This is a genomic window from Rickettsiales bacterium (genome assembly GCA_035765535.1).
GTDB lineage: Bacteria > Pseudomonadota > Alphaproteobacteria > Rickettsiales > JABCZZ01 > JABCZZ01.
The window spans coordinates 318,022-338,646 of sequence record DASTXE010000004.1 but is presented as its reverse complement, the minus strand read 5'-3'; the positions used below and the strand labels follow the sequence as shown (position 1 = coordinate 338,646).

The 20,625-nt window shown below is 52.4% G+C and carries 21 protein-coding genes; 15 read left to right on the top strand and 6 right to left on the bottom strand.

Going from position 1 to position 20,625, the window contains the following annotated elements; all coding sequences use genetic code 11:
• Positions 1-193: 193 nt before the first annotated feature.
• Together VFT64_07510 and VFT64_07505 are read left to right on the top strand one after the other, a co-directional pair.
• Positions 194-868: a protein-L-isoaspartate O-methyltransferase gene (locus tag VFT64_07510; GenBank protein ID HEU5047673.1), complete on the top strand. Its 675-nt coding sequence runs from the start codon at positions 194-196 to the stop codon at positions 866-868.
• A 90-nt stretch (positions 869-958) separates the two neighbouring features.
• A complete protein-coding gene (locus VFT64_07505; protein ID HEU5047672.1) occupies positions 959-2,020 on the top strand; it encodes a hypothetical protein in 1,062 nt (353 codons plus the stop codon).
• An 8-nt stretch (positions 2,021-2,028) separates the two neighbouring features.
• Here VFT64_07505 and VFT64_07500 read toward each other — a convergent pair whose 3' ends face one another.
• Both VFT64_07500 and surE read right to left on the bottom strand, forming a co-directional pair.
• Complete coding sequence (locus VFT64_07500) at positions 2,029-2,706, bottom strand: protein-L-isoaspartate(D-aspartate) O-methyltransferase (protein HEU5047671.1); 678 nt, start codon at positions 2,704-2,706, stop codon at positions 2,029-2,031.
• Positions 2,703-3,479: a 5'/3'-nucleotidase SurE gene (surE, locus tag VFT64_07495; protein ID HEU5047670.1), complete on the bottom strand. Its 777-nt coding sequence runs from the start codon at positions 3,477-3,479 to the stop codon at positions 2,703-2,705. The genes VFT64_07500 and surE overlap by 4 nt, the downstream gene beginning before the upstream one ends.
• Positions 3,480-3,527: 48 nt before the next feature.
• On the opposite strand from surE, the gene VFT64_07490 reads away from it, so the two are divergent.
• Complete coding sequence (locus VFT64_07490; protein ID HEU5047669.1) at positions 3,528-4,070, top strand: hypothetical protein; 543 nt, start codon at positions 3,528-3,530, stop codon at positions 4,068-4,070.
• A 110-nt stretch (positions 4,071-4,180) separates the two neighbouring features.
• Here VFT64_07490 and hemE read toward each other — a convergent pair whose 3' ends face one another.
• Entirely contained in the window at positions 4,181-5,206 is a 1,026-nt protein-coding gene (gene hemE / locus VFT64_07485) for a uroporphyrinogen decarboxylase (protein HEU5047668.1), read from the bottom strand.
• A 363-nt stretch (positions 5,207-5,569) separates the two neighbouring features.
• Here hemE and VFT64_07480 point away from each other — a divergent pair, with 363 nt between their 5' ends.
• The 10 genes from VFT64_07480 (at position 5,570) to VFT64_07435 (ending at position 16,380) form a co-directional block, all read left to right on the top strand.
• Positions 5,570-6,406: a pyruvate, water dikinase regulatory protein gene (locus VFT64_07480; protein ID HEU5047667.1), complete on the top strand. Its 837-nt coding sequence runs from the start codon at positions 5,570-5,572 to the stop codon at positions 6,404-6,406.
• A gap of 3 nt (positions 6,407-6,409) precedes the next feature.
• Positions 6,410-7,909, top strand: coding sequence for a Ppx/GppA family phosphatase (locus VFT64_07475; GenBank protein ID HEU5047666.1), 1,500 nt, complete (start codon positions 6,410-6,412; stop codon positions 7,907-7,909).
• On the top strand, positions 7,910-8,401 hold the full coding sequence (locus VFT64_07470) for a DUF2946 family protein (GenBank protein ID HEU5047665.1): 492 nt from the start codon (positions 7,910-7,912) through the stop codon (positions 8,399-8,401).
• A 75-nt stretch (positions 8,402-8,476) separates the two neighbouring features.
• Positions 8,477-9,388: a hypothetical protein gene (locus VFT64_07465; protein HEU5047664.1), complete on the top strand. Its 912-nt coding sequence runs from the start codon at positions 8,477-8,479 to the stop codon at positions 9,386-9,388.
• 116 nt (positions 9,389-9,504) lie between these two features.
• Positions 9,505-12,858 carry a helix-turn-helix transcriptional regulator gene (locus tag VFT64_07460; protein HEU5047663.1) on the top strand — a complete coding sequence of 1,118 codons (3,354 nt, stop codon included), beginning with the start codon at positions 9,505-9,507 and terminating at the stop codon, positions 12,856-12,858.
• 214 nt (positions 12,859-13,072) lie between these two features.
• On the top strand, positions 13,073-13,318 hold the full coding sequence (locus tag VFT64_07455) for a hypothetical protein (GenBank protein ID HEU5047662.1): 246 nt from the start codon (positions 13,073-13,075) through the stop codon (positions 13,316-13,318).
• A 145-nt stretch (positions 13,319-13,463) separates the two neighbouring features.
• Positions 13,464-13,883, top strand: coding sequence for an RNA polymerase-binding protein DksA (dksA, locus tag VFT64_07450; protein ID HEU5047661.1), 420 nt, complete (start codon positions 13,464-13,466; stop codon positions 13,881-13,883).
• 156 nt (positions 13,884-14,039) lie between these two features.
• Positions 14,040-15,218, top strand: a complete 1,179-nt coding sequence (locus tag VFT64_07445) for an MdtA/MuxA family multidrug efflux RND transporter periplasmic adaptor subunit (GenBank protein HEU5047660.1) — start codon at positions 14,040-14,042, stop codon at positions 15,216-15,218.
• A gap of 1 nt (position 15,219) precedes the next feature.
• Positions 15,220-15,570, top strand: coding sequence for a DUF3147 family protein (locus tag VFT64_07440; protein HEU5047659.1), 351 nt, complete (start codon positions 15,220-15,222; stop codon positions 15,568-15,570).
• A 174-nt stretch (positions 15,571-15,744) separates the two neighbouring features.
• Positions 15,745-16,380: a 1-acyl-sn-glycerol-3-phosphate acyltransferase gene (locus tag VFT64_07435; protein HEU5047658.1), complete on the top strand. Its 636-nt coding sequence runs from the start codon at positions 15,745-15,747 to the stop codon at positions 16,378-16,380.
• Here VFT64_07435 and VFT64_07430 read toward each other — a convergent pair.
• From VFT64_07430 to VFT64_07420, 3 genes are all read right to left on the bottom strand, one after another.
• Positions 16,377-17,393 carry a lipid A deacylase LpxR family protein gene (locus tag VFT64_07430; protein HEU5047657.1) on the bottom strand — a complete coding sequence of 339 codons (1,017 nt, stop codon included), beginning with the start codon at positions 17,391-17,393 and terminating at the stop codon, positions 16,377-16,379. The two genes, VFT64_07435 and VFT64_07430, sit on opposite strands and share 4 nt — an antisense overlap.
• A gap of 89 nt (positions 17,394-17,482) precedes the next feature.
• Positions 17,483-17,794 (bottom strand): hypothetical protein, encoded by a 312-nt coding sequence (locus tag VFT64_07425; GenBank protein ID HEU5047656.1) that lies wholly within the window; start codon positions 17,792-17,794, stop codon positions 17,483-17,485.
• A gap of 45 nt (positions 17,795-17,839) precedes the next feature.
• Positions 17,840-19,039 carry a glycosyltransferase family 4 protein gene (locus tag VFT64_07420; GenBank protein ID HEU5047655.1) on the bottom strand — a complete coding sequence of 400 codons (1,200 nt, stop codon included), beginning with the start codon at positions 19,037-19,039 and terminating at the stop codon, positions 17,840-17,842.
• A 63-nt stretch (positions 19,040-19,102) separates the two neighbouring features.
• Here VFT64_07420 and VFT64_07415 point away from each other — a divergent pair, with 63 nt between their 5' ends.
• Positions 19,103-19,816 (top strand): phosphatidylserine decarboxylase, encoded by a 714-nt coding sequence (locus VFT64_07415; protein ID HEU5047654.1) that lies wholly within the window; start codon positions 19,103-19,105, stop codon positions 19,814-19,816.
• 27 nt (positions 19,817-19,843) lie between these two features.
• The gene (gene pssA, locus VFT64_07410; protein HEU5047653.1) at positions 19,844-20,623 is read left to right on the top strand and encodes a CDP-diacylglycerol--serine O-phosphatidyltransferase; all 780 of its coding nucleotides are present in this window, start codon (positions 19,844-19,846) and stop codon (positions 20,621-20,623) included.
• Positions 20,624-20,625 lie beyond the last annotated feature (2 nt).

Sequence of the window (20,625 nt, the reverse complement as noted above, 5' to 3'; positions counted from 1 at the left end):
GATACGTCCAAACCTACATAATATGCCATTACAGCTACAAAATGTGTCATTGCGTTCTCCCTACAAGGTGCTAATATTTATGAAAAATCCTAACAATGCAGGTTGTACTCGAAAAAATACTCGCCCGCAATCACACCATGTACGTTGCAAACGCGCCGGGCCTGTGCCATAGAATGGGGTAAAAGAGGTGCTTATGACAATATCGCAGCAGAATAACCCCCGCGGCCATATGATAACCGGCCAGATCATGACGGGTGACGTGAACGTCGAGGAAATCATTGTGGCGCTGGAAAGCGTGGAGCGTGAGCTTTTCGTTCCGGAAATCTTCAAACAGGTAGCGTATGTGGACGAGGATATCTCCATCGGCAACGGCCGCTTCCTCATGGAACCGCTCGTATTTGCACGCATCCTGAAATACGCGCAGATCGGCAAGAACGAGACCGTGCTGGATGTCGCCTGTGGCACCGGTTATTCCTCCGCTGTGCTTTCCAAGCTGGCTCAAAAGGTTGTAGCACTGGAAGAAGATGCTGAACTTGCAGGCAAAGCCAAAGGTTTACTTGCTTCCTACAGCAATATCGAATGCGTACAGTCACCGCTCGTTGAAGGTGTTTCCGTGCGCGCACCGTATGACGTGATTATTGTGGAAGGCGCTGTCGAGTTCATTCCCCAAAGCTTCAGCGACCAGTTGCGCGAAGGCGGAAGGTTGCTGGCACTGGAGCATGTGGTTCCGGGCAAAACAGGCCAGGCAGGACTTGGCAAGCTGGTGGAATATCGTAAGCTTAACAATATGTTATACCGCAATGTCCTGCATGATGCCAGTGCACCGCTGATTCCTGCATTCCGCATGCCCAAACCCTTCATGTTCTGATGGCGTTCCGGCATTCTTCTGCGGCCGCCAGTAACACATAATTAATCACTCTGTGATATTCATAGTCAGATAACCTGAATGTGAAATGTTATGCTGACGATTAAACGCGATTCCATGATCGCTGCGCTGGAGGCCCTTGGAGATGATGCCGGAGTTACCCTGGTTTCTTATGGAAAACAAAGGGATGTCTTCCAGCTTTCCGTTGATGTTCCTTACTGGATGTCCGGTTTCAAGACTGCGGAAATGCCGCATAAAAATGTTCCGGCGGGAACCAGAATATGCGTTGGCAATATACGGGATATCGAGCATGCGGAAAGTTTGGACGCACTGAAAGAAATATTAGCCAAAATAGATGTTTACCCTTTTGGAAGTAGCGGCAATTTTAGCCCTGAAGGTGAGGACCCCGCTGCACTGGCACAGCAGCGCGAGCAATTATTCAACAGTACCAATACCCTCGATAATACAGCAAATCCGCAGTCCGGCATAGCATCGGCGCGGCGCAATCTTACATCGCTGAACGATGCGGAGCGTAGGGAGCTACTGGATTACCTTACTGATAATCTTCATATTTTCCGCGATACTTCCGATCAGGATGTGCCCCTTAAACCCCCGGGTCGTGAAGAACGCAAACAGATTGCGGATGCTATTCTGACCGGGATTACCGAAGCGACACGTTATACACGGCTGGATAACCCTGTGCGTGCTTTCCAGTTTACGGATGAATTGCGGGTTACCGCCAATCCCGGCCAGGAAGACGGTGAGATTACCTATCATCTTTCCGGTCCGAAAGTTCTGGTATTGCGGTATGATCCGAATACAGGAAAACCCGATCTGACGCCTTTGGATATCGATATGATCGGCCCGAATGGCACACATCGTGTCGCTACACGCAATGCAACGGGTGAACTGGAAGTGGACAACATGCCTCTGGGCGACAGAGGAGCTATAGAACTTTCACTGAGCGTAGGGCATTATGCGGAAGAAATGGGTGGAAAATCATTTGCTCAGCGATACAGGGAAATGCGTCCCATTGATAGGACCTCGACCGAGGCAGACATTCGTGCCGCATGGAATTTGGCAGATATCATAAATGCCGCACATGATATACTGAATTCCCAGGATTCTTCCGGATCCCGCAGACGTGGCCGATAAGATAATGCTTACGCAGCCGGAGGCAGACTGCGGCTCGTTTTTCCCTGCGGGATTCCGCCTTCGATCAGCGGCACGAAACGTACCGACATCAGATGCTGCTGGCGGATGCCTTCCGGTGTCTTTTCAATGCGCAATAAAATCTGCTCTGTGCTGCTACCTACCGGAATCACCATGATACCGCCTTCCGCCAGCTGGTCGAGCAGTGCAGCAGGTACGGCATGGGCGGCGGCAGTGACGATAATACGGTCAAACGGAGCCGCGATTTTCCAGCCTTTGGAGCCGTCCCCTGCCTGCGTCATGATATTGCTGATCCGCAGTTCCTTGAAGCGTGCTTCCGCCACGGCAAGCAGGTCCCGGTGGCGTTCGATGGAATACACCATGCGGCAGAGTTTGGAGAGTACCGCCGCCTGATAGCCTGAGCCTGTGCCGATTTCCAGCACACGCATGCGGTCGCCGACCTGCAGCGCCCAGGTCATCCATGCCACAATGCTTGGCTGGCTGATGGTCTGGCCGGAATCGATCGGCAGTGCCGTATCTTCGTAAGCTTTATCGCGAAAGGCTTCGGAAACGAATATTTCGCGGGGAATATGCTCGATGGCCGAAAGAACGCGCGTATCCGTCACACCGCTGGTGCGCAGCTTCATCAACAGGCGGATACGTTCCGGCAATGTATCGGAGGAGTTCATTTTTCCAGCGTGTTTTTGAGCCTTTTTAGCAAATTATAGTTGGTCATATCAAGGCATATCGGCGTGACCGTAATATAATCCTGCCTCAACCACTCAATATCGCAATCCGGACGGCGAGGATCGGCCCCTTCTTCCGGCCAGTTCAGCCAGAAATAGGGCCGTCCCTTCGGATCGATATTCTTCGTAAGCTGTTTGGGAACATGGCGTTTTCCATGGGCCACGCATTTGATTCCCTTTACTTTTTCCGACGCACAGTCGGGGAAATTCACGTTGAAAAGCGTATCTGGCTCCCATTCCTGGGTCAGCAGTTTCCTGATCAGTTTTGGCCCATGTTCTTCAGCGGTTTTCCAGTGAACCTTGGCATCCGGGCTCATGAAATCCATGGATTGCGAGAGCGCGATCGAGCGTATACCGCACAATGTCCCCTCCAGCGCACCTGCCACGGTTCCTGAATGCGTCACATCTTCGCCGATATTTTTGCTGCGGTTTACGCCGGAAAGCACTAGATCGACTTTTTCCGGAATGATCTCGCAGGTAGCCATAAGCACGCAATCGGTGGGAGTTCCGCTTACGGCAAAACGCCGGGCTGAGACCTTCCGGTAGCGCATAGGCGAGTTGATGGTAAGCGAATGCCCTGCCCCGCTCTGCTCCACTTCCGGCGCCACAACCCAGATGTCATCCGAGAGCTGAGCGGCGATCTTTTCGAGCACTTTCAGGCCGGGAGCCTGGATTCCGTCATCATTGGTAATCAGTATGGTAGGGTTCTTGCGCATTGATTTTAATTACATTTCTTGGTATTTTAAAGGGAAGGCAGGTCCATTATGGATGACATCAGAGCGCATTTCTTGTCAAGGCTTCATCACTATCGCAGTGAAGATGTCCATGAATCCCGCCTTATCAGCGCCCGCATGCTCTGGCTTATCATCATTGAAGCTTCGCTCGTCATCGCCTTTGCTATTATTTTCACCTACAAGGATCCGCAGATCGTATTGTTGCTGACGGTGATTTTTTCCACGACTGCCATGTTCTTTGCCAATATTATCACCAGTGCCGTACGCAAGGCGGAAGTCATTGTGCATGACTGGCATATGAAGGAAAAAGCACTTTACAAGGAAATCAAGGCACTCAAGGACTATGAGCTTATGAAGGAGCTTGAAAGTTATTTCATCTTCAAAGACTGGGAAATACACGACGAAAAGGAAGAAAAGGAAATCGCGGATGCGTTTTCTTTCCAGCGCAGTCTTTTTCCGGCCATTGCCATTTTATGGTCGGCCATTCTTCTGCTTAGCACGTATAACTTCCTGGAATATAAGACCGATGGCGTATTGGGTCTTAACCGGCCAGCTGTCGTGAATCCAAAGTAGTAATTTGTTGTTTCGTTCCTGCTTCGGCCTGCTGGCTTCGCAATGAACCTGACGCCTACGGCGACTAAAGAGGCTCGGCTACTGCCTCGCTATGCATGTTCGATAAACAATTAGCTGGAATGATTTTTAATCGTTTCACAGATCGCTTCGACATTTTCAATCGGCGTATGTTGTAAAATACCGTGACCGAGATTGAAGATGAACGCCCTGCCCTGCATTTCATCCAGAATGCGTTTTGTTTGCTCCACAGACGTGTTCTTATCATGCATGAGTACCACCGGGTCAAGATTACCCTGCAAAGGCTTCCTGATGGCATTTAAAGCCCATTTAAGGGGTGTCTGGACATCGATGCCTATAACATCGACCGGAACCTGTTCGGCAAATTCCTGATATTTAACTCCTGAACCGCGCGGAAAACCGATGACCGGAATATCTGGATGCAGTGCCTTGAAGCTATTCACCAGTTTCTGAGTCGGCGCAATCACCCATTTTTGATATTCGTCTTCGGATAATACTCCCGCCCAGGAATCGAAAATCTGGATGATATCCGCTCCTGCCCTCACCTGACTTGAAATATAAAATATTGAACTTTCAACTATTTTTTCAATAATTAATGCAAAAGTTTTTTCTTCCCGCCTTGCAAACCCACGTACATTTTCATAGTCACGGCTGCCACCGCCTTCCACCATATAACTTGCAACCGTCCAGGGTGCTCCGCAAAACCCGATCAGTGATTTGGATTTATCCAGCTGCGCTCTTGTTTTTCGAAGCGCTTCGCAAACAGGTTCAATATGTTTGGCAATGTCGGTATTGAGTTGTTTTGCCTTATCGTATTCCAGCGTTTTCTGAAGCTTAGGTCCCTCACCCTGTTCGAACCTGACATCTACTCCCATGGCATGGGGAATGACGAGAATATCGGAAAAGATAATGGCTGCGCTCATGTCGAAACGTCTGATTGGCTGAAGCGTGACTTCCGATGCCATATCCGGGTTATAGCACATATTGAGAAAACCACCTGCCTTTTCCCTGATAGCACGGTATTCCGGTAAATACCTGCCTGCCTGCCGCATGAGCCAAAAAGGAAAATGAGGAATCTGTTCATGCCTGATGGCACGGTGCATAAGTGTGTCTAACATAAATATAAAAAATAATTCTTAAAGTGGTAGTAGATAGATTATCTATAGGCGCAACGGGGATTATTTTCTATCCCCTATTTCCTGACAATATTATCCACAGAATTATGCGCTATGAAATCCTGTGGATAATTATGATAATTGTTTCCCTAAATTATTGATCAATATAACTGTTATTGATGTTAATAAATTTGCGGAAAACTGACAGGATTTTCTTATCCACGCCATTAATGCACCGTTACGCTTTTCCATACACAGGTGGATAATTGTATTTATGAAATAAGGGGAAATGTGTATAAGAAATTCCGGGTAAGGCTGTTTCAGGACTTATCAACGGAAAACGGTATTTATACACAGGCTGTGGATATGAAAGAATTTCACCTGCATCTGGTTTCGGATTCGACCGGAGAAACTGTCAGCAGCGTGGCGCGCGCGGCCATCGTCCAGTTTGATGGCGTGGAAGCGGATGAGCATATCTGGTCGCTTGTGCGTACTCCGGCCCAGTTGGATAAAGTGATTGCAGGTATCCGCGCCAATCCCGGCGTGGTCATGTATACGCTGGTGAATAAAGAATTACGTGACCGTCTGAAGGCGGAATGCCTGAAGCTTTCTCTGCCGTGTATTCCGATCCTGGCGCAGATACTTTCCGAACTTACTTCTTATCTTGGCGTTGAAAGCTCATTATTGCCGGGCCGTCAGCATGAGCTGGATGAAAAATATTTCTCCCGCGTGGAAGCGATTAATTTTACGCTTGCGCATGATGACGGGCAGGCCACATGGGATCTGCAGGAAGCGGATATCGTATTGGTCGGCGTATCGCGCACTTCCAAATCGCCGACCTGCGTATATCTGGCGCATCGCGGTTTCAAGGCGGCGAATGTGCCTTTTGTCGGCGGGTGTCCTTTACCGGCCGATCTTGAAGGGCTAACCAAACCGTTAGTCGTCGGGCTCACGATCAGCCCTGACCGGCTTATCCAGATACGGCGCTCGCGCCTGCAATCGCTCAAGCAGGATGAAGATACGAATTATGTGGACTCCGAACGAGTGCAGGAAGAAATTCTGGCTTCGCGCAGGCTATACCACAAAAATAAATGGCCGGTGATTGATGTCACGCGTCGTTCGGTTGAAGAAACGGCAGCGACGATCATCCAGTATTTTCATGAGCGTATGGATAAACAGCTGGACGGACATAAGGCGGAGTAAAAAATGCATATACCTTATCATCAGGACACAAGACGCCATTCCGGGGAAATGCCGCATGAGGGCAGGCTGGGGGTTATCGATATCGGCTCTAATTCCGTACGGCTGGTGATTTACGATGCGATCAAGCGCACACCGCTGCCGATTTTCAATGAGAAGATATTGTGCGGATTGGGCAAAGGGCTTGCCATTTCAGGAAAGCTGAACCCGGAAGGCAAGGCACTGGCGGAATCTTCCATCAAGCGTTTTCTTGCGCTTGTGCGTATTATGGATGTGGTGGAACTGCAGGTCATTGCCACAGCAGCCGTGCGTGATGCGTCCGACGGCACGGAATTCGTGGAAAGCCTGGAGCGCAAATATCGCCTGAATATTACCGTGATTTCCGGTCGCAAGGAAGCGCAGCTTGCAGCTGCGGGCGTATTTTCTTCCATTTATAAAGCTTCCGGCCTTGCCGGTGATCTGGGCGGCGGCAGTATTGAGCTGATCGGGGTGGATGACGGTCTTATCGGCGAGCAGACGACTATTCCTATCGGGCCGTTGCGCTTGCTCGACACAGCCAAGGAAGACAGGCTAAAAACCGGAAAAATTATTGCCAAAGCGCTGGATGAAGAAACGTGGCTCCCGGGTCTTAAGCCGAAGCATTTTTATGCGGTGGGAGGCAGTTTCCGTGCGCTTGCCCATATCCATATGCGCAGGCAGGATTATCCGCTGGAGATCGTGCACCATTATACGGTCAAGACACCAGCGATGCGCAAATTCCTGAAAGATATTATTCACGCATCACCGGAAGTACTGGCAAAAATGCCGGGAGCACCGGCCAAGCGCGTGGAGTCGCTCGTGCCCGCAGCACAGGTGCTGGACCGTATTTTAGAGATTACCCATCCGGCGGATGTTGTGTTCTGCTCAAGCGGCATCAGGGAAGGGTATCTCTATGAAAGGCTCACGCCTTATGTGCGTAATGAAGATTCCCTGATTGCATCCTGTACGGACCTTGCATCGCAAAATGGCAGGGTTCCGGGCTATGCGCGCGAGCTGTTCAACTGGATGTCACCGATATTCGGGCGCGAAAGCGACAGCGAGAAACGTTTGAGGCTGGCAGCCTGTATCCTGAGTGAGCTTGCGTGGCGCATCCATCCGGATTACCGGGCGGAGTGGGCGTTTAACCGTATCATTCAATCTACAATCACCGGACTTTCCCATCCGGAACGCGTGACGCTCGCACTTGCGCTTTATCATCGTTACCAGCATAAACTCAAGAATAACTCCCAGATTGTTTCCCTGATAAAAGAGAAGGATAGGGCATGGGCAAGGACGGTAGGCATTGCGGCCAATCTTGCATTCCAGCTTTCCGGCGCTATGGCAGGGAATCTCAATAATGTGTCGCTCGCGCTCAGGAAGGGAAGGCTGGAAGTGGCCTTCAATGAAGAATCGCAGGATCTGCTGGGAGATACGGTGCGCAAGCGGATCGATGGGCTGGGTGAGGCATTCAAGGAGTTGATGAAGTAAATGTTAAGACGTTCCCGCTTCGGCCTGCTGGCCTTCGCGATGAACCTGACGTCTTCGACGACTAAAGGGATGCGGCCTGCTGACCGCAATTCTTTCCTGAATACAAGCAGATTGGTTGGCACATTCTTGCTATGGATGCTGCTTTTAGCGGTGGTCACACGCAGCCTGATCCCCGTTGGCTATATGCCGGATTTCTCTGGTCAGGGCAGGGGTATATTTCCTCTTGTTGCATGCGATGGCTTTTCGCATGAGGCTGCAAGCGGACATCACCACCACCATCATCATGAAGACGGGCAGGGTAATAAACCGGTTCTTCACGAATTATGTCCGTTCGCCAGCGGCGCGATAGCGTCATTTTCTCCTGCCTTGCCAGTTTTAGCACCGCAAGCGGTTTATATTCCGGCAGAGATTACGCCTTTTTATGTTCCGCCTTCCGGCAGGCAGGCAGTTTTTGCCAATGTTTCACCGCGCTCGCCCCCATTCCTCTCCTGAATCTGAAAATATATGACGCATGTCAGTGAAACGGCATGTGTATTTCCATTATTATTGAATTTTCAGGAGAAATTCATGTTGAAGAAATTATCGTTGATGACGCTCATGCTGGCTTCGGTTCCCGGCATGGCGATGGCCTGTGCCTGCGGGTGCGGAGTGTTTGAGGTCGGAACCGGATCGATGCTGCCGGACGGGCAGGGCGGACGAGCCTGGCTCGAATATGATTTCATGAACCAGGAAATCAACTGGAGCGGCAGCAAAGTCGCCCCGGAAGCGGGTAATGACGACAAGCGCCTGCGCACGCAGTATTATACGGCGGGTGCGGAATATATGTTCAACCGCAGCTGGGGAGTGGAGACAACCGTGCCTTATGTCCGTCGTTATTACCGGACAGAGGATGGCGGAGCCATGCAGAGTTTCAAAGATGATGGGCTGGGGGATATCAAGGTCGAAGGCATCTACACCGGAATTTCAGACGATATGTCCACGGGTTTGAAATTCGGCCTGAAGCTACCCACCGGCGATCATAGCGTCACCGGGTTCGACCGGGATACGGCGATTGGTTCCGGCAGCACGGATTTGTTGCTTGGGGCCTATCATCAGGACCGCTTTGCGTTCAGCCAGAAACTCTCCTGGTTCGTCAACGGCCAGTGGGAACATGCATTTCTTACGCAGAGCGATTACCGGCCCGGAGATGAATTCAGCGCGGCAGCGGGAATTTATTATGAAGCCGGTAGTATCGCAGGGTATGGTAAGTTTTCCCCGCTTTTACAGATTATCGGCTCCGACCGGCAACGCGACAGCGGCGGCGCTTCCGATCCGGATAATAGTGGCTATACGCGGCTGGTCGTCTCGCCAGGTGTTGAATATGACTTGTATAGCCTGAAATTATACGGCGATGTGGGCATTCCGGTTTATCAGAACGTGAATGGTAACCAGCTGACTCCGCCGGTTCTGTTCAAGTTCATCGTGGCTCACGATTTCTAGGCACGGGCAGGGAAGAGGCACAACGCCTCTTCCCTCATCCTGCTGAGCAATAGCTTAATCAAAATTTAACGGTTGTAAGCTACGATGGCTATGTACCCGAATGTGCATAGCTTTTTATGGCTTTTAAGGAATTACTCGCGACTCTGAGAGGAGAGGGGGATTATGCGGGCTTTGCCCGGCGGCATCATTTTGACGTGATTTCATTTCCCTGGGAAACACTGGAACAAGTCGAAAATGGCACAATGGTTCCATCTCCTGCCTTCGCGGAATTACTGCGTGATGAAATAGCTTATAAGTCTTCGGGAACAGGCGAACGTGTTTTCCGTTCAGCCATGGCGAGTTACGAAGCGCGTAATGACAGTCCCGTCCTTCATTTCGGTGATGAAGATCTGGCACAGTTCCGCGTTGCAAATTTCATACGCATGATGCGCGAGCTTTTGAATGGAGATCATCTGGAGTTTGCGCGCAGTCACCATCTCAGGGAACTGGAAAAGTTCAAGCGGACTGAGCTATGGATGATTGAAAAAGGTAAAATGGTTCCTTCCCCCGCCTTTGCAGAATTTCTGCGTGATGAAATAGCTTATGCCAATTCGGGAATGGGCCAACGATTATATAATGCAGCTATGGCGGCTTATGAACGGCGCGGTGATCTTCCTGTTATGGTATTCACGGAAGATATGCTGGCTGAATACCGCCGAAATTTTTCACAAACGGAGCTTTCTGCGGAGCAGGAGGTGCCTGCAGGCAGAGACACGCGAGCGGATGGCGCATTGCAGCGTGAGCAGCGGCGATTAGAGCGGCTACGCCAGCAGGAAGAGAGACGAGTTGCGGCGAGAATAGGAAGGGAAGCGGAAAGCACCTGGCGCAAGCATGAAGCAGAGAGCAGAAAAACGAAACCCAAGAATATATGGCGTGAGGTTGAAGCACTAGAAAAGGCGGATCAAAAGCAATTAGATCGGCAGACCGATCTGGAGATAAGAGCCTATAATGCCGTACTGGATGCGGAAGAGGCAGGGTTGCAGGACTGGATACGGCGCGATAATGCGCTGACGGGGATGTCACGGAGTGTAACGCTTGGGGAGTTTTATGAACATTTCGATGCTTTCAGCGACCGCCCCATCATCTCTTTTGCCCGGGAAGCGACGGATAAATCCGCCCTGAGGCATGGAGATTTACCTTCCATGGATGCGCTGGACGCTATTGGTCAGTATCTCAGAGGGCATCAGCACCGGGAGTCGGTGCTGACCAATTTTCATGTATTATGCTCTGCAGTTGTGGCAGAGCAGCAGCATCAAAGACGCATCGCGGAAAGACAGGCGGTTGACAGGGTAAGAAGAAACCAGGAAAAAGCATCGTGGAAAAGATATGATGAAGCCAGAAATCGCGGCGTCATTCCCGAAGATGAGGCGCAAAGCGAAGCGGATCATTCCGTCTATGAGGATAATGCGCGGCTGGATAATCAGGAAGCGGCATTGCGGGAATGGTTACGGCGCGACACCGCCTTCACGGTCATGATGGAAAGTGAAACGCTTCCGGAGTTTTATGCAGGATTATCAAGGCTCTCCGGCACACCAGTTGCGGCATTTGGTCAATCTGCGGCGGAAAGAGTAGCGATTGCACAGGGGCAGCCAGTAAGCCGGACTACCATGCGCGGCATCAATGATTATTTGGAAAAAGTGGGGGCGCATTTTTTTGTCACGCGTAATTTTGAAAGACTTTGTGCAGCAGCACGGAAGGAAGAGGTGGAGAGGGAAAGGGAAGTAGCCCGGGCAGCGAGGGTTGCAGCGCAGCCTCCCTCGGGCGGCAGAAGTCATCCGGTTCCCGGCGGGGGGAGAGGCAGGCCTGCTTCATCCGGCAGAACTGGGGCAGTTACTGTTACGCGTGAAGACCTCGTGCAGGCAACAAAAGCACGTATGCTGGAGACGGATACATTGGAGAGTTTTCTGGGCTTGCTGCCGGCTTTGACAGGACTACCGGCCAAGACGCTCGGCAAGGTGCTGAAGGTCGGCGGAGGATTTAAAGGCCATACTGAGAAAGCCACTTTTCAGTTTGATACCCAAAAACATATTCTGGGCTATCTCAGAACGAATTACGGCGAAGATATCGCAGCGCATTTTGACCATCTTTATAAATACCCGAAAATGCCGGATGGGTTTATAGACGATGTCACGGCCACTACCAGCGTTGCAACATTTCTGACCACATTAGGCGATTCTTATCCGCGCAGCCTGGCGGTATTGTATGAAATTTCCGGGATATCCAAGTCAAGTTTTTATCACTGGAGCAGGGGGCTGGAGTTCCCACCGCGCGACCGTATAGAATCGCTCAGCACATGTTTACGGGAGCTGACAGGCTCGGATGTGGTCTATGAACATCTGGAGCGTGTGTGGGATACGGAACGTGCAGCGCATGTTACGCAGGCAGACGTGCAGAAGACGGCAGAAATGGCTGCAGCCACAGTAATGCTTGATACAGGAGTATTTTCTTCCTTCGGGGACTTTCTGCGGCTGCTTCGTGAGGAGAGGGGATTATCCCAGACGGAAGCAGGAACTGTTCTCGGCATTTCCAATTCCATTGTCAGCAACCGGGAGAAGAATTCAAGCCCTCCCGTGAATCCGAAGGCGGAGGATGAATATGTGCGGCTGTCGCCGGCGAGGGGGGCGCTGATACGGGCGCAATTTGCGGCAGAACGGCAAAGAAGGGATAAAGCCCATGAGGAGGCTGCAGGCGAGGATACAGTTGCTAAACGACCAGCCGCGTCTGCGGTTTCGGTTCGGACCCTGACAGCAGCGCAAGCCAAAACAAGAATTGAAAAAGGAAAAGGCGCAGAGGGCGGATATAATACGGTTGGGGAACTGCTGGGGCTTGCGCGCCTTGAGGCGGGAATAACACAGAGAGAGCTGGGTGAAAAAGTGAAAAGCCATATACAGGCTTCCGGTGGTGATCCTGGCATTACAACACAGGCGAGGTTGTCGGATATTGAACGCGGAAAAGGCAGGGCGCTACCTTCGGAACAGGAAGGGATATGCGCAGCACTGCCAGAGCGTGCTGTTGCGCTCCGGGAGGCGTTTGAAGCGGTCGAAGCCGGGACGGCTCATGCGCCACGCGTGATTGCGCGCCGGATGCCCCCGGGACAGGCTACGGCGGAAATAGAAGGAATGATTGAGCGTGGCGAAGTACCGGACGTACATAGATTGCTTCACTTGTTGCGGATGGAAAAAGGCGTGGGCATCCGTGCTTTGCGCAGGGAACTGGGCGGAGAGACAGGGGAGGAATCGCTTACGGCCAATGAGCGCACCCGTATGCCCACTGCTTCTGAGATTGGGGAATGGCGCAGTGTTTTACCGGAAGACCGTTATGCGCTGCTCGAAGCTTCCCATGCTGCGGCAACCGGCAAGGCGGATGCAGGCTGGGTAGGGCGCTCAGTCCGCGCACCTGGAAATTCCGGGTTGGAGAGCAGGGATAGATAGAACTGAAATTACTGTATTTTGCAGATAGTTCCAAAGGCCAGTTTTTCAGCGCAATGGATAACTGTATCCTAGCCATGCTGCACTGCAACATTTTCCGTGACTTTATGGGACAACTGTGCTATATTTACAACAATGGAGCAGGGTGGGTGACCACCCCGTCTTCAGGGGAAGGAAGAAGGCTTTCTTCCTCAAATGATAGGAAAGGATTAGTTTTATGGAATCGTTCATTGGCCTCATGGGTTATGTAGGCGTCGTGTTCCTTCTGCTTGGCTACTTCATGCTGGTGATCGGCCAGCTGAAAGTCACGGACACGCATTACCTGCTGCTTAACGTGCTGGGCGCCTTGTTCGTTGTCATAACGCTGCATAGTGGCGGCAGTCTGCCGCTCTTCTATGTGCTTGTAGCCTGGTTGCTCATCAGCCTCTTCGGCTTCTACAAGCATCGCATCGCAGCGCATTAATGACGAATGCCTGACTTGCCTTTCCCGTCGTACCCCGGATTTACGGTTACGGCGGGATTTTTGCATTTGGATTTAATTTGTTGCATTTTTGCAAGAGAATCTTTATAAGTCACCGTCCTTTTTATCACTTGAGGAGTTAACGGATATGAATGCTAAGGCTGCCGCTTCATATAAACCGACCGAGAATGAAAAATACATGAACCCCAAACAGCTGGAATATTTCCGCCAGAAACTGATCGACTGGCGCAAACAGCTGATTGACGAATCCCGCGAAACGATCGACCACTTAAAGGAAGAAAACTGGCATGAGCCGGATATTTCCGACCGTGCGTCGCTGGAGACGGATGCAGGGGTCGAGCTGCGCACGCGCAACCGTTACCTGAAGCTGATTGAAAAAATCAACGCTGCTCTGGGCCGTATTGAAGATGGCACCTATGGTTTCTGCGAAGAAACCGGCGAAGAAATCGGCATCAAGCGTCTGGAAGCCCGTCCGATTGCGACGATGACCATCGAAGCGCAGGAGCGCCACGAAAAGATGGAAAAACAATACGTCGAAGACGAATAAACTGCCTAAAAGGCATAAGCTTACCAAGAACGCGGCTCAAAAGGCCGCGTTTTTTTATGCCCGCGATATTAGAGTTTAAGTTTATTTCCTTCCCCGGCAAATATATTATACGCTCGCTGCGTATCAGTTATATACGAAACTGTCATTTGGAGATCTATGCGTCTTTCTCGCGTCATACCGGCGGTGCTCTTAGTTGCGGGAGCAGGCTGGCTGTTTTACCATCATGAGCAGAGCGGAAAGTCCGATGCCTCAAGGCGAGGCGGGGCGGTAGCCGTGGCCGTTGTTGCGGTCAAAAAAGGCGATATTGACGTTTATCTTACCGGGCTTGGTAATATTACGCCCCCCAATACCGTGACCGTACGCACGCGCGTGGACGGGCAGCTGATGAAGCTTTTCTTCAAGGAAGGCCAGTATGTGAAGGAAGGCGACCTGCTTGCCCAGCTCGATTCACGGCCTTTTGAGGCGCAGCTCCTGCAGGCGCAGGGCCAGATGATGCGCGATGAGGCATTGCTTAGCGAGGCGAAGATCGACTACGGACGCTATAAGGCCTTATTTGCAAAGGACTCTATTGCAAAACAACAGGTTGACGTGCAGCAATCACTGGTCAAGCAGTATGAAGGCGCGGTCAGGAACGATCAGGGACTGGTGGATAATGCCAAACTGCAAATTACTTATTCGCGTATCACGGCCCCGGTTTCGGGCAGGGTGGGGCTGCGGCAGGTGGATCAGGGCAATATCGTGCATGCGTCGGATGCGAACGGCATTGTCGTGATTACCCAGCTTCAGCCGATTACGGCTTTGTTCACGGTGCCTGAGGACAATATCCCGCAGGTGATGGAGCGGACGCAGGGTGACCAGAAGATCGGGGCGGAGGCCTGGGACAGGGAAAGCAGGAAGAAGCTTGCGGACGGGACTGTGATAGCGGTGGATAACCAGGTTGACCCGGCCACGGGTACGGTTAAGTTACGTGCGGAATTCCCTAACGAGGACAATGCGTTGTTTCCCAGCCAGTTTGTGAATGTGCGTTGCCATGTCGCCACAAAGAAAGACGTGCTGCTGATGCCGCTGGCGGCGGTGCAGCACGGGTCGCAGGGTACTTTCGTTTACCTCGTACAGCCGGATAATACCGTGAAAGTGCGGCAGGTGACGCTCGGTGCTACGGAAGGCGAAACGGTGGCGGTTTCGGATGGTGTGCAGGCGGGTGATATGGTCGTGGTCGATGGCAGCGATAATCTACGCGAAGATGCGAAAATTATGATTCCATCGCAAGAGCCGCAGCTACAAGGACAGCAGCACGGTGAGCACAAGCATCACAAGAAACAACAGGATATGTGATATGTGGCACCTATTGCTGAAATCCATGCTGTCGGGACTTATCATTATGGCGGTCTCCGAGATTGCCAAGCGCAGCACCACGGCAGGTGCGTTGCTTGCCTCGCTTCCGCTTGTTTCCGTGCTCGCGATGGTCTGGCTGTGGCAGGAAACCAAGGATAGCGAGCGCCTGGCCGGTTATGCGCAATCCACTTTCTGGATGGTGCTGCCTTCGCTTCCGATGTTTCTGCTGCTGCCCGTGCTATTGCGTAATGGTGTGGGGTTTTATCTGGCCCTGGCCATCTCCTGCGGTGTAACCATAGCGCTTTATTTCCTGATGCTGTGGCTGCTGGGTAGGTTTGGCATTACGCTTTAGGCTGGATAAATAGCAGCCCAAGAAAAGCAAAGATTTCCTTATTTTACGTTCATTGCGCGGCTTGCAGGGTTCTCGAAAATAGTGTAGAATTCTCTGGTAGTTATAGGATGCTGTGCCCGGTTTCGCTGCGCTGCGGCGAAATGGGAAATCAGCTCTCATGAAAAGGAACCGCGGTTGCATTTACCCTTTGCTTTCAATCCCGAGCCTTTCTACCGTATGGTGATTCGAACGCTCTGCCATGCGTTTTACGGGCCTGAATATACGGGATTCGAGCAGCTGCCGGAATCAGGTCCGGCCATGCTGATCAGCAATCATGTTTCCTATGTTGATGGGGTTATCATAGCGTCGGGGTGCAAGCGTCCCGTGCGTTTTGTGATCGACGGCCAGATTTACAAGCTGCCCTTCATCCACTACCTCATGAAATATAACCGGGCTATTCCCATCGATCCGACGCGCGAAAGCGTGACGCGCGCGCTGGAAGAGATTTCCGCCGGGCTCAAGGCGGGGGATATTATTTGTATTTTTCCGGAAGGGCAACTCACCTATACGGGCAGCCTGGGCAGGTTCAAGACGGGGATCGAATCTATCATCAAGCGCGACCCCGTTCCCGTTTATCCGGTTGCGCTTAACGGATTGTGGGGCAGCATATTCAGCCGCAAATATATCGGCTCAATACGCCGGTTCCTGCCTCGCATCATGCCGCAGCGCGTGCAGGCAATTTGCGGAGCACCTATTGCGCCGGAACTCGTGACGGTGAATTTCCTCCAGAAGACGGTTATGCGTTTAAAATATCAATTTGCTTCCGCTTAATACCGCAAAGACAGAGTAACAGCGCCGAAATTGTTATATTGTTTCTGGCCGACAAATTCCTTGGTGTTGAAGGTCTGGGTATAGCCTACACGCAGGCTGTTGAAGGTAAAGACGATACCGGCTTCCAGCTCGCCCACGAACGGATATTTATCCACGCTGCGGCTGTTGACGAATGTATTGCCGTCGAGGAAGATATTGCGACCCACGGCCTTGCCTTGCACGCCCGTGAACAGGTACCAGCCGAAATCTTTCTGGGGAACGAAGAAATCCGAGCCGGTGAGGTTGGGGGTAATGATCGGCGGGCCGTAATCGGCGGGCAGGTCATAGCCAACGCGCAGCATGGCGCCGACAGAGGCATCCGTATAGATATTTCCGAGATTAATGCCCATGCTCGGTGTGATATCTGTGCCAATGCCGAAAGGCGTAGATTCATAAAGCTTACGCCATTTGCGCTCATAGGAAAGAATAATGCCGGGTTCGTCACGCAGCTGGTTGGCCCAGCCTTGCGGAATCGGGTCGTTGACGACGCTTTTATGAATCCAGCGCTGTGTCTGCTGGGCGAGCGATGCCGGACCGACCATGCCGACTGTCAATTGCAGGTTATCGAGCTTGTAACCCGTATCTGACATCAGCCCCGCAGTTGCGTAAAGCCAGCCCGCGAAGGGGCGATCATTTGCCTGCGCTGCGATGTGTTGCAGGTCGCGGGGCGTGAACATGCTTTGCCCAAGGGCGGCTTCCCAGCGCTTATGTCCCTGTTTGGAGAAAAGGGGCATGCTGTCGGCCATATCCTCTATCCAGTCCGGAACCGTGGTTTCCGGCGAGAGATAAGCCATGCGCTCGCCGTTCGTGTAATTACTGTCGGTGCCTGTGAAGATGTCGTTTTCATATTCCAGCGTCCAGATGCCCTTATCGTCTTCCGGGCGCAATACCGGATCGGCTGCGAACGCCGGACCTGCTGAAAATAACAGCAGAAGCAGAGCGGTGATTTTACAGCTGCAGGGCTTCTGCATCATACGCGGCGATTTCCTTATACAAGACATCAATATACTATTGATATAGCAGCAACTATAAAGAATCCATATTTTTACGCTGCCGAATTGAATCAGCGCAGGTGCGAGAACAGGTGCGCCAGATCGTGCGTGCTGATGAGTTTATAAGCAATAAAGGTAGCCAGGCCGGACATCCAGCAGCCATGGAGGAATGTCATCCCCTGTTTGGCCACGTCATCATTGTGTGCGATAAAATAGCTGAGCAGGGAGGCGAAGGCCATCAGGAAGGTCAGGACGATATAGGGTACGGAAAAGTTCTGTATGGCATAAAGCATCGCATCCTGCGGTTTGGGGTTCAGCCATACCATCGCGTAAATGACAACGACGAGCAGCAGATTGAACAGGAAATAGCCGATCCTTGTCATGGTGAACCCTTGTTTAAGTGCCGGTTGCTGCAAGTGGGGCGTGTATTACGGCCTCAAGCTGCTGTAAACCTTCATAACTTCATCGGCAATATTTTTCCAGTCAAATCTGAGGCTACAGGTTTTTGCTGCAGCCGTCATGCGCGCATGCAACGCATTGTCCGTAAGCAGGGCGCGCATATGACTGGAGAAAGTCTCCACATTGCCGTAAGGCGCGAGCAGCCCGTCGCTTCCGTCCTCGATGACCCAGGGAATGCCGCCTACCTTTGTGGCGACCACTGGCAGGCCTGCGGCCAGCGCTTCGCATAATGCCATATCCTGGGATTCGTCCTTAGAGTGCAGCGCGAAAATGCGGGCATTGCCGAGCGCTTCCAGTACCTGCGTACGGGAGGGATTGGCAGCGATTACAATACTTTCTGCCATTCCCTGTTTCTCGATCAGCGTGAATAACTGCCGGTAGTAACTTGCTGAGCGCATCTCGCCGGCGATAAACAAGCGGGCATCCGGTAGACGCTGCTTCATCTGGGCGAATGCTTCGATCGTCAGGTGGTGGCCTTTACGCGGCACGAGCGCTCCCACGCTTACGACCTGCGGTTCTGCGCTTTGCCGGTTCTGCAGAGGCCGGAATTGCGCGGTGAATATGCCGTGAGGAACAATGCGGATCATTTCTTTAGAGATACCGGCTTTATGAACGATCTGTTCCGCCATATAAGGTGAATCCGCAATAATCGCGGGGGCTGCTTTCATGCAGAGTGTCTCGACCTTCTTATAAAACAGATGGCGAAACAGGCCTGTCATCGTGGGAGCGAGGCTGTAGGCATCGAGCGTTTCTTCGGTTTTCAGCCCGTATAAGGTCCACACGCTTCGCCAGCGTTTGTGTTTTGCGTAAGCCAGTACCGCCCATTGCAGCAGTCCTGTGCCATGCACATGCACGACCGGGATGTGTGCCTGCCGGATTTGCCGCACAATAAAAGGTAAATGCCTCAGGCCGGAAGAAAAACGCTTGCGGCGAAGCCAGGTCACCCGGATGCCGTCGCATTCTCCGGAAACAGTGGCAAAGTCGGTGGAAGGGGACTGTGGCAGAGCGATTACCTGAAACGAAGCAATGTCGTTACGCGCCCGCAGTGCGTGCGCCAGCCCGTAAACGGCGGCCTGTTCGCTGCCCTCGATCAGCGTGCGGCTTTCAGGAAATGCGCCGATCAGGATAACGTCCGGGAGGGCCCTGTCTTTGTCGTTTGTGGAACTCATTGACATTTCGCAGTTGTGGCGTTTAAATTCCGGCTCAGCCAGATTAGTTTACGAGGGGGAATCATGCTCGAGGAAGATAACATACTTTATACGATCCGCAAAACCATTCCTCCCATTCACAGCGAGGGCTGGCGCTTCATCGCGATCTTCGCTGTCGTCACCGCCATCGTTGGCCTGATGTCTTCCACGCTGCTGTTTATCGGCATTGTGCTTACCGTATGGTGCGCCTATTTCTTCCGCGATCCCATCCGCGCCGTGCCAGCACGCTCCGGCCTGGTGCTGAGCCCTGCAGACGGTCTCGTGCAGAAAATTACGCAGGTCATCCCGCCGACGGAGCTTGGGCTCGGGCAGGAAGAACGCACCCGCATCAGCATTTTCCTCAATGTATTCGACGTGCATGTCAACCGCGTGCCGATGGCCGGGAAGGTAACCGCGCTGCATTACCATCCGGGCGCATTCCTCAATGCATCGCTTGACAAGGCCAGTGAAGAGAATGAACGCCAGTACGCCACCGTGACGACGGAAGACGGCAAGACCGTTGGCTTCGTACAGATTGCGGGGCTGATTGCGCGCAGAATCCTTTGCGACCTCGAAAACGGCCAGGTGGTGAAAGCCGGCGAGCGCTTCGGCATTATCCGCTTTGGCAGCCGCGTGGATGTTTACCTCCCGCTCGGCAGCCAGCCGCTGGTTTGTGCAGGGCAGCGCGCTGTAGGCGGTGAAACGGTGCTGGCAGATCTGCAGTCCGCGGAAACCGCCCGGATTGCTACCGCCATATAAACCAAGCGCGCATTTGCAGGAATTCCCATGAACAGGCAGAAATCAGGTAAACGGCGTTTGCTGGCATTCCCCGTCAGCAGGCTGTTTCCTAACATGGTGACGATTGCCGGGCTTTGCTGCGGTATTTCGGCCATGCGCTTTGCCATTGACGGGAAGTTCGAGCTGGCGGTGACGTTACTCGTGGCTGCAGCGGTCATTGACGGCATGGATGGTCGTATTGCAAGGTTCCTTAATTCCACGAGCACGTTCGGCGCGCATCTGGATTCCCTGTCCGATTTTGTCTGTTTCGGGGTTTCACCGGCCATGGTGCTGTATCTGTGGCGCCTGAACGAAGTTAAAAGCATCGGCTGGGCAATGGTGCTGTTTTTTGCCGTCTGCTGTGTGCTCCGGCTTGCAAGGTTCAACACGAATCTGGCAGATGAAACGATTGAACCCTGGCAGAAGAAATTCTTTACCGGGGTGCCTGCGCCCGCCGGGGCCATGCTCGGTCTCATGCCGCTGGTGGCGAGCTTCTATGTCGGCAACGGCATCTGGACCCATGCCCCGCTATGCGCGATCTGGCTGGCGCTGGTGGGCGTGCTGATGGCGAGCCGTATCCCGACGATTGCGGCTAAGAAACTCATTATCACGCATGAATGGGTGCTGCCGATCATGCTTGTGGTAGGGCTTATTATCGTCTGCGTGATTATTGAGCCTTGGTTGATGTTTACGGTCGGCGGGCTGCTTTACTGCCTGAGCCTGCCTGTGGGCGTGCTATATTATTACCGGCTTGCGCGGAAATATAAGCTCACGTCTTCCGATATTTAAGC